A 15123-nucleotide genomic window follows, 5' to 3' on the forward strand; every position below is an offset into this window, starting at 1 on the left:
ATGGCAGACTATCAGGGTAGAAAAGTCGTCATCATCGGGTTGGGCCTCACCGGCCTGTCCTGTGTCGATTTCTTCATGGCGCGCGGCGTGACGCCGCGCGTGATGGATACCCGTATCGCGCCGCCAGGGTTGGACAAACTGCCTGAAAGCGTGGAGCGCCATCTGGGCGATTTGAACCAGGACTGGCTGCTGGCGGCGGATCTGATCGTCGCCAGCCCGGGCGTCGCGCTGGCGACCCCGGCATTGAGCGCCGCGGCTGACGCCGGCGTGGAAATCGTCGGCGACGTCGAACTGTTCTGCCGCGAGGCGCAGGCGCCGATCGTGGCGATTACCGGCTCCAACGGCAAGAGCACCGTCACCACCCTGGTGGGCGAGATGGCGAAAGCCGCCGGTTGGGCGGTGGGCGTGGGCGGCAATATCGGCCTGCCGGCGCTGAGCCTGTTGCGCCAGGAATGTCAGCTTTATGTGCTGGAGCTGTCCAGTTTCCAGTTGGAAACGACGCATAGCCTGCGGGCGGCGGCGGCGACCATCCTGAACGTGACCGAAGATCATATGGACCGCTATCCGTTTGGCCTGCAGCAGTATCGCGGCGCCAAGCTGCGCGTGTATGAAAACGCCGCGGTGTGCGTGGTGAACGCGGACGATGCGCTGACCATGCCGGTGCGCGGCGCCGACGAACGTTGCGTCAGCTTCGGGGCGGACGTGGGCGACTATCACCTGAACCGTCAGCAGGGCGAAACCTGGCTGCGGGTGCGCGGTGAGAAGGTGCTGAACACGCGCGAGATGAAGCTGACCGGCCGCCACAACTACACCAACGCCCTGGCGGCGCTGGCGTTGGCGGATGCGGTCAATATCCCGCGAGCCTCCAGCCTGAAGGCGTTGACCACCTTCACCGGCCTGGCGCACCGCTTCCAGCTGGCCTGGGAGAACAACGGCGTGCGTTGGATCAACGATTCCAAAGCCACCAACGTCGGCAGCACCGAAGCGGCACTGAACGGCCTGCAGGTGGACGGCACGCTGCATCTGCTGCTGGGCGGCGACGGCAAGTCCGCCGATTTCTCGCCGCTGGCGCGCTATCTGCAGGGCGACAACGTGCGGCTGTATTGCTTTGGCCGCGACGGTGCCCAGCTGGCGCAGCTGCGGCCGGAAGTGGCGACGCTGACCGAGACCATGGAGCAGGCGATGCGCACCATCGCCGGCCGCGTACAGCCCGGCGATATGGTGCTGTTGTCGCCGGCCTGCGCCAGTCTCGATCAGTTCCGTAATTTTGAAGTGCGCGGCGATGAGTTCGCCCGCCTGGCGCAGGAGCTTGGCGGATGAAACTACGCTTGCCGAACTTCGGGCTGACAGAACGGCTGAAAGACTGGGTGACCGGCGCGCGCGACAACGACGCGGTCAACATGGTGCTGTACGATCGCACCCTGCTGTGGCTGACCTTCGGGTTGGCGATTATCGGCTTCGTGATGGTGACCTCGGCGTCGATGCCGATCGGCCAACGCCTGGCGGACGATCCGTTCCTGTTCGCCAAACGCGATGCGTTGTACCTCGGCCTGGCGTTCGGCCTGTCGCTGGTGACGCTGCGCATCCCGATGGAAGTTTGGCAGCGCTACAGCAACGTGATGCTGCTGATGTCGATCGTGATGCTGCTGATCGTCCTGGTGGTGGGGAGCTCGGTGAACGGGGCCTCGCGCTGGATCGCGCTCGGCCCGCTGCGTATTCAGCCGGCGGAGCTGTCCAAGCTGTCGCTGTTCTGCTACCTGGCGAGCTATCTGGTGCGCAAGGTGGAAGAGGTGCGCAGCAACTTCTGGGGCTTCTGTAAGCCGATGGGCGTCATGGTGGTGCTGGCGGTGCTGCTGCTGGCGCAGCCGGATCTCGGCACCGTGGTGGTGCTGTTCATCACCACGCTGGCGATGCTGTTCCTGGCCGGCGCGAAAATGTGGCAGTTCCTGGCGATCATCGGCTCCGGCGTGTTCGCCGTGGTGCTGCTGATTATCGCGGAACCGTACCGTATGCGCCGCGTGACCTCGTTCTGGAACCCGTGGGCCGACCCGTTCGGCAGCGGCTACCAGTTGACCCAGTCGCTGATGGCATTCGGCCGCGGCGAGTTCTGGGGGCAGGGGCTCGGCAACTCGGTGCAGAAACTGGAGTATTTGCCGGAAGCGCACACCGACTTCATCTTCTCCATTTTGGGTGAAGAACTGGGCTATATCGGTGTGGTTTTAGCCCTGTTAATGGTATTCTTCGTCGCTTTTCGCGCGATGTCCATCGGGCGCCGCGCGCTGGAGATCGACCAACGCTTCTCCGGCTTCCTGGCCTGCGCGATCGGCGTGTGGTTCAGCTTCCAGGCGCTGGTTAACGTCGGCGCTGCCGCGGGCATGCTGCCGACCAAAGGTCTGACGCTGCCGCTGATCAGTTACGGCGGCTCGAGCTTGCTGATTATGTCGACGGCGATCGTGCTGTTGCTGCGAATTGATTATGAAACGCGCCTGACCAAGGCTCAGGCGTTTGTGAAGAGGTAAGGGATGAGCGGGAAACCTAAGCGTTTAATGGTGATGGCAGGCGGTACCGGCGGGCACGTGTTCCCGGGGCTGGCGGTCGCGCATCATCTGATGGCGCAGGGCTGGCAGGTGCGCTGGCTCGGAACCGCAGACCGAATGGAAGCCGATCTGGTGCCGAAGCACGGGATCGAGATTGATTTTATCCGCATCTCTGGCCTGCGCGGCAAGGGCCTGAAGGCCCAGTTGACGGCGCCGCTGCGGATCTGGCAGGCGGTGCGGCAGGCGAAAGCCATCATGCGCAGTTATCAGCCGGATGTGGTGCTGGGGATGGGCGGTTACGTTTCCGGCCCCGGCGGCCTGGCGGCCTGGCAGTGCGGCATCCCGGTGGTGCTGCACGAGCAGAACGGCATCGCCGGCTTGACCAACCGCTGGCTGGCGCGCATCGCCGCCAAAGTGATGCAGGCCTTCCCCGGCGCGTTCCCGAACGCCGAGGTGGTGGGCAACCCGGTGCGCACCGACGTGTTGGCGCTGCCGTTGCCGGCGGAGCGGTTGCAAGGGCGCGAAGGCCCGATCCGCGTGCTGGTGATTGGCGGAAGTCAGGGCGCCCGCGTGCTGAATCAGACAGTTCCTGAAGTCGCGGCGCGTTTGGGCGATAGAATTACGCTCTGGCATCAGGTTGGCAAGGGCGCGCTGGAAACGGTGCTGCGCGACTACGAGAGGGTAGGGCAGACACAGCACAAGGTGACCGAGTTCATCGACGACATGGCCGCCGCCTATGCCTGGGCCGACGTAGTGGTCTGCCGCTCCGGCGCGTTGACCGTCAGCGAAATCGCGGCGGCGGGGTTGCCGGCGATCTTCGTGCCGTTCATGCACAAGGATCGTCAACAGTACTGGAACGCACGCCCGCTGGAAGAAGCCGGCGCGGCGAAGATTATCGAACAGCCGCAGTTCAACGCCGATGTGGTGGCCGAACTGCTGGCGAGCTGGGATCGCAAGACGCTGCTGGCCATGGCCGAGAAAGCGCGCGCGGTCGCCATTCCGGACGCCACCGAGCGCGTGGCGGCGGAGCTGGTGCGGCTCGCCAAGTAACGAGTGCAGGGGTTCGGCGCGCCGAACCTGAATAAAAGCAATGTGATGTAGGCCGGGATACCGGATCCGGATTAGAGAGAGTGATGAATACACAACAACTGGCGAAACTACGTACTATCGTGCCCGAGATGCGTCGCGTCCGGCACATTCACTTTGTCGGCATCGGTGGCGCCGGCATGGGTGGTATCGCCGAAGTGTTGGCAAACGAAGGGTATCAGATCAGCGGCTCCGACCTGGCGCCAAATCCGGTGACCCAGCAGTTGAGCGCGCTCGGGGCGACGATTTATTTCAATCACCGTCCGGAAAACGTGCTGGATGCGAGTGTGGTGGTGGTATCTACCGCCATCTCCGCCGACAACCCGGAGATCGTCGCCGCCCGTGAAGCGCGCATCCCGGTGATCCGCCGCGCTGAAATGCTGGCGGAGCTGATGCGTTTTCGCCACGGCATCGCTATCGCCGGCACGCACGGCAAAACCACCACCACGGCGATGGTCTCGAGCATTTACGCCGAAGCCCGCCTGGACCCGACCTTCGTTAACGGCGGGCTGGTGAAGGCGGCGGGCACCCACGCACGACTGGGGTCCAGCCGTTATCTGATCGCGGAAGCGGATGAGAGCGATGCGTCGTTCCTGCATCTGCAGCCGATGGTGGCCGTGGTCACCAACATCGAAGCCGACCACATGGACACCTACCAGGGCGACTTCGAGAACCTGAAGCAGACGTTTATCAATTTCTTGCACAACCTGCCGTTCTACGGTCGCGCGGTGATGTGCATCGACGATCCGGTGGTGCGTGAGCTGCTGCCGCGCGTGGGTCGTCATATCACCACCTACGGCTTCAGTGAAGATGCCGATGTGCGCATCGAAGACTACCGGCAGATTGGGCCGCAGGGGCACTTTACCCTGAGCCGTCAGGACAAACCGTTGCTGACGGTGACGCTGAACGCGCCGGGCCGCCACAATGCGTTGAACGCAGCGGCGGCGGTGGCGGTAGCGACCGAAGAAGGCATCGACGACGAAGATATCCTGCGCGCGCTGGCGGGCTTCCAGGGCACCGGGCGCCGCTTCGATTTCCTCGGCGAGTTTCCGCTGGAGCCGGTCAACGGCAAAGCGGGCAGCGCGATGCTGGTGGACGATTACGGCCACCATCCGACCGAAGTGGACGCCACGTTGAAAGCGGCGCGCGCCGGTTGGCCGGACAAGCGTCTGGTGATGATCTTCCAGCCGCACCGCTACACGCGCACCCGCGATCTGTACGACGATTTCGCCAACGTGCTGTCGCAGGTGGATGTGCTGCTGATGCTCGACGTGTACGCCGCCGGCGAAGCGCCGATCCCGGGCGCGGACAGCCGCTCGCTGTGCCGCACCATCCGCAGCCGCGGCAAGCTGGATCCGATCCTGGTTTCCGATGCCGATACCGTGCCGGAAACCCTGGCGCAGCTGTTGCAGGATGAAGACCTGGTGCTGGTGCAAGGCGCCGGCAACGTGGGCAAAATCGCCCGTAAACTGGCCGAGCTGAAGCTGCAGCCGCCGAAGAAAGAGGAGGAGCACCATGGCTGATAAAGTTGCAGTTCTGCTGGGTGGCACCTCCGCTGAACGTGACGTTTCTCTGCAGTCCGGCGCCGCGGTGCTGGCCGGGTTGCGCGAAGCCGGTATCGATGCGCATGGCGTCGATACCCGCGATTTCCCGGTGACCCAGCTGAAAGAGCAGGGGTTCACCAAAGTGTTTATCGCGCTGCACGGCCGCGGCGGCGAGGACGGCACCCTGCAGGGGCTGCTGGAGTTTCTCGAGTTGCCTTATACCGGCAGCGGCGTGATGGCCTCGGCGCTGACCATGGACAAATGGCGCACCAAGATGGTGTGGCAATCGATGGGCTTGCCGGTGGCGCCTTACGTGGCGCTGAATCGCCAGCTGTATCTCGGCGCCGAAAAAGCGGCGCTGCTGGCGCGCGTGGCGGATCTCGGCCTGCCGGTGATCGTCAAGCCGAGCCGTGAAGGCTCCAGCGTCGGCATGAGCAAGGTCACCGAAAGCGCGGCGTTGGCAGCGGCGTTTGAAGAAGCCTTCCGCCATGACGACGATGTGCTGGTGGAGAAGTGGTTGAGCGGCCCGGAATACACCGTGGCGATGCTGGGCGACCAGGTGTTGCCGTCGATCCGCATCCAGCCGGCCGGCGTGTTTTACGACTATCAGGCCAAGTACATTTCGGACGATACGCAGTACTTCTGCCCGAGCGGTTTGAGCGCCGAGCAGGAAGCCGAGATGGCGGCGTTGGCGCTGCGCGCCTACCGCGGTCTGGACTGCAGCGGCTGGGGCCGCGTCGACGTGATGCAAGACAGCGATGGCAGCTTCTATCTGCTTGAGGTAAACACCTCTCCGGGCATGACCAGTCATAGCCTGGTGCCGATGGCGGCGCGCCAGTTTGGATTAAGCTTCTCGCAGCTAGTGGCGAGAATTTTGGAGTTGGCCGACTGATATGTCGCAAGCTGCCCTGAATGCGCGCGATCGCGAGGTGGATAACGGCCCGCGCCGCAGCAATGGAACCCAGTTGGCGGGAATGATTTTCCTGCTGATGGTGTTGGGAACGGTCGTGTGGAGCGGTTGGGCGGTGCTTGGCTGGATGAAAGACGCCAGTCGCCTGCCGCTCTCAAGGCTGGTGGTGACCGGCGAACGCCATTACACCACCAACGATGATATTCGTCAGGCGATCCTGGCGCTGGGCGCGCCCGGCACCTTTATGACGCAGGATGTGGACGTCATCCAGCAGCAGATCGAACGTCTGCCGTGGATCAAGCAGGCCAGCGTGCGCAAACAATGGCCAGATGAGCTGAAGATCCATCTGGTGGAGTATGTCCCGGTGGCGCGCTGGAACGATTTGCACATGGTGGACGCCGAGGGCAAAGCGTTCAGCGTGCCGGCGGAGCGGGCGGGCAAGCAGAAGTTGCCGCTGCTCTACGGGCCGGAAGGGAGCGAGCAGGATGTGTTGGAAGGCTATCGGGCGATGAGCGCCACGTTGGCGGCCAGCAAATATACGCTGAAAATGGCGGCGATGACCGCGCGCCATTCCTGGCAGCTGGCGCTGGACAACGATGTCCGGCTTGAGCTGGGGCGCGATGACCGCAACGGGCGTTTGCAGCGGTTTATCGAGCTTTACCCGGTATTGCAGCAGCAGGGCCAGGCGGAGAGCAAGCGTGTCAGCTATGTCGATTTGCGCTACGAGTCCGGCGCTTCGGTAGGGTGGGCTCCGGTGTTGGTCGATCCGCAGGCGCTTGGCGGTCAGCAAAACAGTAATCAGCAACAGAATCAGGCACAGGCAAAACAACAATGATCAAGTCGACGGACAGAAAACTGGTAGTTGGACTGGAGATCGGTACTGCAAAAGTCTCCGCGTTGGTAGGGGAAGTTCTGCCCGATGGCATGGTCAACATTATCGGGGTGGGCAGCTGCCCGTCTCGCGGCATGGATAAGGGCGGCGTAAACGACCTGGAGTCGGTGGTGAAGTGCGTACAGCGCGCCATCGATCAGGCCGAGCTGATGGCGGACTGCCAGATCTCGTCGGTGTACCTGGCGCTGTCGGGCAAACACATCAGCTGCCAGAACGAAATCGGCATGGTGCCTATCTCGGAAGAGGAAGTGACGCAGGACGACGTGGAGAACGTGGTGCACACCGCCAAATCGGTGCGCGTGCGTGACGAACACCGCATCCTGCACGTGATTCCTCAGGAATACGCCATCGATTATCAGGAAGGCATCAAAAACCCGGTTGGGCTGTCCGGCGTGCGCATGCAGGCCAAGGTGCATCTGATTACCTGCCATAACGATATGGCGAAGAACATCGTCAAGGCCGTGGAACGTTGCGGCCTGAAAGTTGACCAACTTATTTTCGCCGGTTTGGCCGCGAGCTACGCGGTGCTGACCGAAGATGAACGCGAACTCGGCGTTTGCGTGGTGGATATCGGCGGCGGCACCATGGATATGGCGGTGTACACCGGCGGTGCGCTGCGCCACACCAAAGTGATCCCTTACGCCGGGAACGTGGTCACCAGCGATATCGCTTACGCCTTCGGCACGCCGCCGACCGACGCGGAAGCGATTAAAGTTCGACACGGTTGTGCGCTTGGGTCGATTGTTAGCAAGGATGAGAATGTAGAGGTGCCTAGCGTCGGGGGACGTCCTCCGCGCAGTCTGCAAAGACAGACGCTGGCTGAAGTCATTGAGCCACGCTACACCGAACTGTTGAATCTGGTTAACGATGAAATTTTGCAATTGCAGGAGCAACTGCGTCAGCAAGGGGTGAAGCATCATCTGGCGGCCGGTATCGTGCTGACCGGTGGCGCCGCCCAGATTGATGGCCTGGCAGCCTGTGCGCAACGGGTGTTCCACACCCAGGTACGCATCGGCCAACCCTTGAACATCACGGGTCTGACGGATTATGCGCAGGAGCCTTACTACTCGACGGCGGTAGGTCTGCTGCACTATGGAAAAGAGTCTCACCTGAGCGGTGAGACAGAAGTAGAAAAACGCGCCTCGGTGGGCAATTGGTTTAAACGCATCAATAGCTGGCTGAGAAAAGAGTTTTAATGTTTCAACAAAGAGATCATGCTGAGTAATCTTTTTATGATCTCGCAGCGACAGGCACAAAACGGAGAGAAACTATGTTTGAACCAATGGAACTAACCAATGACGCGGTGATTAAAGTCATCGGCGTCGGCGGCGGCGGTGGCAACGCCGTTGAACACATGGTGCGCGAGCGCATCGAAGGTGTTGAATTCTTCGCTGTGAACACGGACGCCCAGGCGCTCCGCAAAACGGCGGTTGGCCAAACCATCCAGATTGGTAGCGGTATTACCAAAGGTCTGGGTGCGGGCGCGAACCCGGAAGTGGGTCGCAATTCAGCGGAAGAAGACCGCGAAGCCCTGCGCGCAGCGCTGGACGGCGCAGACATGGTCTTCATCGCAGCCGGCATGGGCGGCGGCACCGGTACCGGTGCGGCGCCAGTGGTGGCTGAAGTGGCTAAAGATTTGGGTATTCTGACCGTGGCCGTGGTGACCAAGCCTTTCAACTTCGAAGGCAAAAAGCGCATGGCATTCGCGGAGCAGGGTATCGCTGAACTGTCCAAACACGTGGACTCACTGATCACCATCCCGAACGACAAGCTGTTGAAAGTTCTGGGTCGCGGCATCTCCCTGCTGGACGCGTTCGGCGCGGCCAACGACGTGCTGAAAGGCGCGGTGCAGGGTATCGCCGAGCTGATCACCCGTCCGGGCCTGATGAACGTCGACTTCGCCGACGTGCGCACCGTGATGTCCGAAATGGGCTACGCGATGATGGGTTCTGGTGTGGCTTGCGGTGAAGACCGCGCCGAAGAAGCGGCCGAAATGGCGATCTCCAGCCCACTGCTGGAAGACATCGACCTGTCCGGCGCGCGCGGCGTACTGGTCAACATCACCGCCGGCTTCGACCTGCGTCTGGATGAGTTCGAAACCGTGGGTAACACCATCCGTGCGTTCGCTTCCGACAACGCCACCGTGGTTATCGGTACCTCGCTGGATCCGGAAATGAACGACGAACTGCGCGTAACCGTGGTTGCAACCGGTATCGGTATGGACAAGCGTCCTGAAATCACCCTGGTGACCAATAAGCAGGCCAGCCAGCCGGTGATGGATCACCGTTATCAGCAGCACGGCATGTCGCCTCTGCCGCAGGAAGTGAAACCTGCCGCGAAGGTGGTCAACGACCAAGCTGCGCAGCCGAATAAAGAGCCCGACTATCTTGATATTCCAGCCTTCCTGCGTAAACAGGCAGACTAAGAATATCCTGAGAATTTGGAATCTCCGCTCTTTGTGCTAAACTGTCCCGCCAGCCATGCTGTATGCTTGGCTGGTAGGATGGATAACATTGCGAGATAAAACGATGATCAAACAAAGGACATTAAAACGTATTGTTCAGGCGACTGGCGTCGGTTTGCATACCGGCAAGAAAGTCACGCTGACAATGCGCCCAGCGCCGGCTAATACCGGGGTCATCTATCGTCGCACTGACTTGAATCCACCGGTTGATTTTCCGGCTGATGCAAAATCCGTGCGTGATACCATGCTCTGTACTTGCCTGGTGAATGAGCATGACGTGCGTATTTCGACCGTTGAGCATCTTAACGCCGCGCTGGCTGGGCTGGGCATCGACAACATCGTCATCGAAGTCGACGCCGCTGAAATCCCAATCATGGACGGCAGCGCCAGTCCGTTCGTGTTCTTGCTGCTGGATGCCGGCATCGAAGAACTGAACTCGGCGAAGAAATTCCTGCGTCTGAAAGAGACCGTACGCGTTGAAGATGGCGACAAGTGGGCCGAGCTGTCCCCGCATAACGGGTTCCGCCTGGACTTCACCATCGACTTCAACCACCCGGCCATCGACGCCAGCTCACAGCGCTATCGTCTTGATTTCTCGGCTGAGTCGTTCGTGCGTCAAATCAGCCGCGCGCGCACCTTCGGGTTCATGCGTGATATCGAATACCTGCAGTCCCGCGGCCTGGCCCTGGGCGGCAGCTTCGACTGCGCCATCGTGGTAGACGACTACCGCGTGCTGAACGAAGACGGTCTGCGTTTCGAAGACGAATTCGTACGTCACAAAATGCTGGACGCCATCGGCGACCTGTTCATGTGCGGCCACAACATCATTGGCGCGTTCACCGCGTTCAAGTCTGGCCACGCGCTGAACAACAAACTGCTGCAGGCCGTGCTGGCCAAGCAGGAAGCGTGGGAATACGTGACCTTCCAGGACGAAGCCGAAATGCCATTGGCATTCAAGGCACCGTCTACCGTATTGGCGTAAGGTCTGCATTCCTCGCCTGCGAATAACGGCAGGCGCATCCCCTCAGAGCCTGAGAATTCAGGCTCACGATGGTGTGGTGCCGGCTGTCCGGTATTTTGCAGTCCGTGTCGCTGATTACTTATCACGACTGGTTGTGTTGGTACCCTCTCCGGCCAATGCAGCCAGCCGTTCCAATATCTTGCGCAGTTTCTCTGGGCTACGGCTCGCTAATCCCCTCAGCTCTTCCGCACTCTCCAGACTCAAATGCCGCATCGGCACGGGTTTTTCCGACGCTTTTTCGGCGTTTTGCACCTGGTTGCTGCCTTTCGCCATCAAGGCCGGATTAATCCTGATGTCGATCGACGACAATGATGGTAGAATTTGCGCTCGTAGTGCAGACAGCAAAGCGGGTTGTTCGTAGCGCAAGCGCATCATCCAACTGGCATTTGCCGTTTCGAGCACTAAAATACCCTGTCGGAAATTCGCGACGCGGCACCAGGGATGCAGGGGAGCGGGCAACAGGCCCTTCACTGCACGGTTAAGCTTGAGCAGCGCCACCGCGCGTTGCTGGACGTTATGCAGCGGCCCTTTGCTGCCGGCAGACGCGTCGTCGAACAGGACATCTAATAATTGTGGACGGCTATCGCGCATAATGGGCTCCGGCGGATTATAAACTCGTGATCGGTATTCTAAATCGTTGGCGACAATTTGGCAGACGTTATTTCTGGCCCCATCTCCTGTTAGGGATGGTTGCGGCCACGCTTGGCGCGCCTTCCAATTTGTCCGGCGCACCCGATCAGGCCGCATTGCCGAGCACATCGTCCAGCCTTAACCGGCAAAATTCGGCCAACGGCACCTTCAACAGCCTGGCCCTGCTGCAGGACGCGCATCGCCGTCCTACCTTCAGCGTAGATTATTGGCAGCAACATGCGCTGCGCACCGTTATTCGTCACCTCTCTTTCGCGCTGGCGCCGCAGGCGGTTTATGCGCGGGTGCAGGAGAGCGAAGCCGAAGCGGAACCCCCTTTGCAGGTAGCGCAACTGGCGCTGCTTTCTACTCTCAACGCGCTGCTGACGCACGAGCCGAAGCCGCCGACCATCATTCGCCACACCCACCTTGAGGTGCTGCCAACGCTGGCGCGGCACCAGACCGGCCTGTGGGTGGCGCAGGTGCAGGGCATTCGCGCCGGGCCCGTCGCCCTCGTCTGATCTCGCCCTTTGGGCACAAAAACCATAAATAATAGCAAGTTGACTGCCGCGCTCGGCGGTCATGACAGAGATATCAAACATTATGTTAGTGAAATTATTAACCAAAGTTTTTGGCAGCCGTAACGATCGTACCCTGCGCCGCATGCGCAAAGTGGTTGAGCAGATCAACCGCATGGAACCGGACATGGAAAAGCTGTCCGATGATGAGTTGAAAGCGAAAACCAACGAATTCCGCGCGCGCCTGGAGAAGGGCGAATCGCTGGAAAGCCTGATCCCGGAAGCCTTCGCCGTGGTGCGTGAGGCGAGCAAGCGCGTGTTCGGCATGCGTCACTTCGACGTGCAGCTGCTGGGCGGCATGGTACTGAACGACCGCTGCATCGCCGAGATGCGCACCGGTGAAGGTAAAACCCTGACCGCGACGCTGCCGGCTTATCTGAACGCCCTGAGCGGCCGCGGCGTGCACGTCGTGACCGTCAACGACTATCTGGCGCAGCGCGACGCCGAAAACAACCGTCCGCTCTTCGAGTTCCTCGGCCTGAGCATCGGCATCAACCTGCCGGGCATGCCGGCGCCGGCCAAGCGCGAAGCTTACGCTGCCGACATCACCTACGGCACCAACAACGAGTACGGCTTCGACTACCTGCGCGACAACATGGCGTTCAGCCCGGAAGAGCGCGTGCAGCGCAAACTTCACTATGCGCTGGTGGATGAGGTGGACTCCATCCTGATCGATGAAGCGCGTACGCCGCTGATCATCTCCGGCCCGGCAGAAGACAGCTCCGAGATGTACATCAAGGTCAACAAGCTGATCCCTAAACTGATCCGCCAGGAAAAAGAAGACTCCGACACCTTCAAAGGTGAAGGGCACTTCTCGGTGGATGAGAAGGCGCGTCAGGTACACCTGACCGAACGCGGTCTGATCCTGATCGAAGAGATGCTGGTGGAAGCCGGCATCATGGATGAAGGCGAATCGCTGTACTCGCCGACCAATATCATGCTGATGCACCACGTTACCGCCGCGCTGCGCGCCCACGTGCTGTTCACCCGCGACGTGGACTACATCGTGAAAGACGGCGAAGTGATCATCGTCGATGAGCACACCGGCCGTACCATGCAGGGCCGCCGCTGGTCCGACGGTCTGCACCAGGCGGTGGAAGCCAAAGAAGGCGTGGAGATCCAGAACGAAAACCAGACGCTGGCTTCGATCACCTTCCAGAACTACTTCCGTCTGTACGAGAAGCTGGCCGGGATGACCGGTACCGCCGATACCGAAGCCTTCGAATTCAGCTCGATCTACAAGCTGGACACGATCGTGGTGCCAACCAACCGTCCGATGATCCGTAAGGATATGCCGGATCTGGTGTACATGACCGAGAAAGAGAAGATCGGCGCCATCATTGAAGACATCCGAGAGCGTACCGCCAAAGGCCAGCCGGTGCTGGTGGGGACCATCTCGATCGAGAAATCCGAAGTGGTGTCCCGAGAGCTGACCAAAGCGGGCATCGACCACAAGGTGTTGAACGCCAAATTCCACGCCATGGAAGCGGACATCGTCGCCCAGGCCGGCCAGAGCGGTGCGGTAACCATCGCCACCAACATGGCGGGCCGTGGTACCGATATCGTGCTGGGCGGCAGCTGGCAGGCCGAAGTGGCGCTGCTGGAAGAACCGACCGAAGAGCAGATCGAAGCCATCAAAGCCGCCTGGAAAGAGCGCCACGACGCGGTGCTGGCGGCGGGCGGCCTGCATATCATCGGCACCGAGCGCCATGAATCGCGTCGTATCGATAACCAGCTGCGCGGCCGTTCCGGCCGTCAGGGCGACGCCGGTTCATCCCGCTTCTACCTGTCGATGGAAGATGCCCTGATGCGTATCTTCGCCTCGGATCGCGTGTCCGGCATGATGCGTAAACTGGGCATGAAAGAAGGCGAAGCCATTGAGCACCCGTGGGTGACCAAGGCGATCGCCAACGCGCAGCGCAAAGTGGAAAGCCGCAACTTCGATATCCGTAAGCAACTGCTGGAATACGACGACGTCGCCAACGATCAGCGCCGCGCCATCTACAGCCAGCGTAACGAATTGCTGGACGTGTCCGACGTGAGCGAAACCATCGCCAGCATCCGCGAGGACGTGTTCAAGAGCACCATCGACAACTACATCACGCCGCAGTCGCTGGAAGAAGAGTGGGACATTCAGGGGCTGGAAGAGCGTCTGAAGAACGACTTCGATCTGGAGATGCCGATCGCCCAGTGGCTGGACAAAGAGCCGGAGCTGCACGAAGAGACGCTGCGCGAACGTATTCTGGAGAACGCCAAAGAGCAGTACCTGCGTAAGGAAGAAGTGGTCGGCAGCGAAATGATGCGCAACTTCGAGAAGGGCGTGATGCTGCAGACGCTGGATTCCCTGTGGAAAGAGCACCTGGCGGCGATGGACTACCTGCGTCAGGGCATCCACCTGCGCGGCTATGCGCAGAAGGATCCGAAGCAGGAGTACAAGCGCGAATCCTTCAACATGTTCGCCACCATGCTGGAATCGCTGAAATATGAAGTGATCAGCGTGCTGAGCAAGGTACAGGTGCGGATGCCGGAAGAAGTGGAAGCGCTGGAACAGCAGCGCCGTGAAGAGGCCGAGCGTCTGGCGCAGCAGCAACAGCTGAGCCACCACGACGAGAACGCGCTGGTGACCGAAGATCCGAACGCGCCGGCGACCGCCGAGCGCAAAGTGGGCCGCAACGATCCTTGCCCATGCGGTTCCGGCAAGAAATACAAGCAGTGCCACGGCCGCCTGCAGTAATGCCGGCCGCGGTTGACCGATAATACCCGGGGGTTCAGCTTGCTGAGCCCCTGTTTTTTGGCACCCATCAGGAGGGTGAGATGAAACATCTGAATATCGCCGTGGGCATCATCCGCAATGCTCAACGGGAAATCTTTATTACCCGCCGCGCCGCTGACGCGCACATGGCCGGATTTTGGGAGTTTCCCGGCGGCAAGATCGAACCGGGTGAGACGCCGGAACAGGCGCTGAGCCGCGAGCTGCGTGAAGAGACCGGTATCGAAGCCGAGCGGGCCGAACTGCTGGAGGTGGTGGAACATCGCTTCAGCGATCGCATCGTGACGCTGAATTTTTATCTGGTGGAGCATTGGGCGGGCGAGCCGTTTGGCCGTGAGGGGCAGCCGATGCGCTGGGTAAAACAGGCGGAGCTGCGTGAAGACGAGTTCCCGGAAGCCAACGCCGGCATTATCCAACTGCTGGTGGCGCAGGCTGGCGCCGCGCAATAACACTATCGGCCTGGCGTGCGCCAGGCCTTCAATCGGCGATTAGCGGTCGTCGAGTTCGCTCCAGTCCTCACTTTCCGACAGATCGCTGTTGCTCGGAATGCGCTTCTCTTCATCGGCCCACTCGCCAAGATCGATCAGTTGGCAGCGCTTGCTGCAAAACGGCCGGAACGGGCTGACTTCGCCCCAAACCACGCCGGTGCCACAGGTTGGGCATTTCACTACGGTCGTCATAACGGTTCCTTACG

Annotated in this window: 14 protein-coding genes; 12 read left to right on the top strand and 2 right to left on the bottom strand. The window is 60.9% G+C overall.

The features are described 5' to 3' along the window. The 9 genes from murD to lpxC all read left to right on the top strand — a co-directional run bounded on the left by murD (position 1) and on the right by lpxC (position 10415). A complete protein-coding gene (gene murD / locus ACJ8IP_RS16000) occupies positions 1-1320 on the top strand; it encodes a UDP-N-acetylmuramoyl-L-alanine--D-glutamate ligase (RefSeq protein ID WP_033651671.1) in 1320 nt (439 codons plus the stop codon). Further along, entirely contained in the window at positions 1317-2519 is a 1203-nt protein-coding gene (gene ftsW, locus ACJ8IP_RS16005; protein ID WP_015376649.1) for a cell division protein FtsW, read from the top strand. Before murD ends, ftsW begins: the two co-directional genes overlap by 4 nt. A 3-nt stretch (positions 2520-2522) precedes the next feature. Then, a complete protein-coding gene (gene murG / locus ACJ8IP_RS16010; RefSeq protein WP_004932773.1) occupies positions 2523-3587 on the top strand; it encodes an undecaprenyldiphospho-muramoylpentapeptide beta-N-acetylglucosaminyltransferase in 1065 nt (354 codons plus the stop codon). 83 nt (positions 3588-3670) lie between these two features. Next, positions 3671-5146, top strand: coding sequence for a UDP-N-acetylmuramate--L-alanine ligase (murC, locus tag ACJ8IP_RS16015; RefSeq protein WP_025301571.1), 1476 nt, complete (start codon positions 3671-3673; stop codon positions 5144-5146). Then, positions 5139-6059 (top strand): D-alanine--D-alanine ligase, encoded by a 921-nt coding sequence (locus ACJ8IP_RS16020; protein WP_442524451.1) that lies wholly within the window; start codon positions 5139-5141, stop codon positions 6057-6059. The genes murC and ACJ8IP_RS16020 overlap by 8 nt, the downstream gene beginning before the upstream one ends. A gap of 1 nt (position 6060) precedes the next feature. Further along, on the top strand, positions 6061-6912 hold the full coding sequence (ftsQ, locus tag ACJ8IP_RS16025) for a cell division protein FtsQ (RefSeq protein WP_004932761.1): 852 nt from the start codon (positions 6061-6063) through the stop codon (positions 6910-6912). Continuing rightward, positions 6909-8165 carry a cell division protein FtsA gene (ftsA, locus tag ACJ8IP_RS16030; protein ID WP_004932758.1) on the top strand — a complete coding sequence of 419 codons (1257 nt, stop codon included), beginning with the start codon at positions 6909-6911 and terminating at the stop codon, positions 8163-8165. The genes ftsQ and ftsA overlap by 4 nt, the downstream gene beginning before the upstream one ends. Before the next feature lie 74 nt (positions 8166-8239). Then, positions 8240-9394 carry a cell division protein FtsZ gene (ftsZ, locus tag ACJ8IP_RS16035; protein ID WP_004932757.1) on the top strand — a complete coding sequence of 385 codons (1155 nt, stop codon included), beginning with the start codon at positions 8240-8242 and terminating at the stop codon, positions 9392-9394. Positions 9395-9497: 103 nt separating this feature from the next. Continuing rightward, positions 9498-10415: a UDP-3-O-acyl-N-acetylglucosamine deacetylase gene (lpxC, locus tag ACJ8IP_RS16040; protein WP_004932754.1), complete on the top strand. Its 918-nt coding sequence runs from the start codon at positions 9498-9500 to the stop codon at positions 10413-10415. A gap of 114 nt (positions 10416-10529) precedes the next feature. On the opposite strand, the gene ACJ8IP_RS16045 is transcribed toward lpxC, so the two are convergent. Then, complete coding sequence (locus tag ACJ8IP_RS16045) at positions 10530-11045, bottom strand: DUF721 domain-containing protein (protein ID WP_164106936.1); 516 nt, start codon at positions 11043-11045, stop codon at positions 10530-10532. A gap of 26 nt (positions 11046-11071) precedes the next feature. Here ACJ8IP_RS16045 and secM point away from each other — a divergent pair, with 26 nt between their 5' ends. From secM to mutT, 3 genes are all read left to right on the top strand, one after another. Further along, positions 11072-11602 (top strand): secA translation cis-regulator SecM, encoded by a 531-nt coding sequence (gene secM, locus ACJ8IP_RS16050; RefSeq protein WP_033641856.1) that lies wholly within the window; start codon positions 11072-11074, stop codon positions 11600-11602. A gap of 82 nt (positions 11603-11684) precedes the next feature. Next, positions 11685-14393 carry a preprotein translocase subunit SecA gene (secA, locus tag ACJ8IP_RS16055; RefSeq protein ID WP_042783690.1) on the top strand — a complete coding sequence of 903 codons (2709 nt, stop codon included), beginning with the start codon at positions 11685-11687 and terminating at the stop codon, positions 14391-14393. 80 nt (positions 14394-14473) lie between these two features. After that, on the top strand, positions 14474-14878 hold the full coding sequence (gene mutT / locus ACJ8IP_RS16060; protein ID WP_042783691.1) for an 8-oxo-dGTP diphosphatase MutT: 405 nt from the start codon (positions 14474-14476) through the stop codon (positions 14876-14878). A gap of 39 nt (positions 14879-14917) precedes the next feature. Here the strand turns inward: mutT and yacG are convergent, their stop codons facing one another. After that, positions 14918-15109: a DNA gyrase inhibitor YacG gene (gene yacG, locus ACJ8IP_RS16065; protein ID WP_025301578.1), complete on the bottom strand. Its 192-nt coding sequence runs from the start codon at positions 15107-15109 to the stop codon at positions 14918-14920. Positions 15110-15123 lie beyond the last annotated feature (14 nt).

It is taken from the genome of Serratia sp. CY52157, assembly GCF_052168495.1.
Lineage (GTDB): Bacteria > Pseudomonadota > Gammaproteobacteria > Enterobacterales > Enterobacteriaceae > Serratia > Serratia ureilytica.

Coding starts and splice junctions, on each gene's coding strand:
- ftsZ (WP_004932757.1), top strand. CDS start 8,240: ATGTTTGAACCAATGGAACTAACCAATGACGCGGTGATTAAAGTCATC.
- ftsW (WP_015376649.1), top strand. CDS start 1,317: ATGAAACTACGCTTGCCGAACTTCGGGCTGACAGAACGGCTGAAAGAC.
- lpxC (WP_004932754.1), top strand. CDS start 9,498: ATGATCAAACAAAGGACATTAAAACGTATTGTTCAGGCGACTGGCGTC.
- yacG (WP_025301578.1), bottom strand. CDS start 15,109: ATGACGACCGTAGTGAAATGCCCAACCTGTGGCACCGGCGTGGTTTGG.
- secA (WP_042783690.1), top strand. CDS start 11,685: ATGTTAGTGAAATTATTAACCAAAGTTTTTGGCAGCCGTAACGATCGT.
- ftsA (WP_004932758.1), top strand. CDS start 6,909: ATGATCAAGTCGACGGACAGAAAACTGGTAGTTGGACTGGAGATCGGT.
- murG (WP_004932773.1), top strand. CDS start 2,523: ATGAGCGGGAAACCTAAGCGTTTAATGGTGATGGCAGGCGGTACCGGC.
- murC (WP_025301571.1), top strand. CDS start 3,671: ATGAATACACAACAACTGGCGAAACTACGTACTATCGTGCCCGAGATG.
- ftsQ (WP_004932761.1), top strand. CDS start 6,061: ATGTCGCAAGCTGCCCTGAATGCGCGCGATCGCGAGGTGGATAACGGC.
- ACJ8IP_RS16045 (WP_164106936.1), bottom strand. CDS start 11,045: ATGCGCGATAGCCGTCCACAATTATTAGATGTCCTGTTCGACGACGCG.
- murD (WP_033651671.1), top strand. CDS start 1: ATGGCAGACTATCAGGGTAGAAAAGTCGTCATCATCGGGTTGGGCCTC.
- ACJ8IP_RS16020 (WP_442524451.1), top strand. CDS start 5,139: ATGGCTGATAAAGTTGCAGTTCTGCTGGGTGGCACCTCCGCTGAACGT.
- mutT (WP_042783691.1), top strand. CDS start 14,474: ATGAAACATCTGAATATCGCCGTGGGCATCATCCGCAATGCTCAACGG.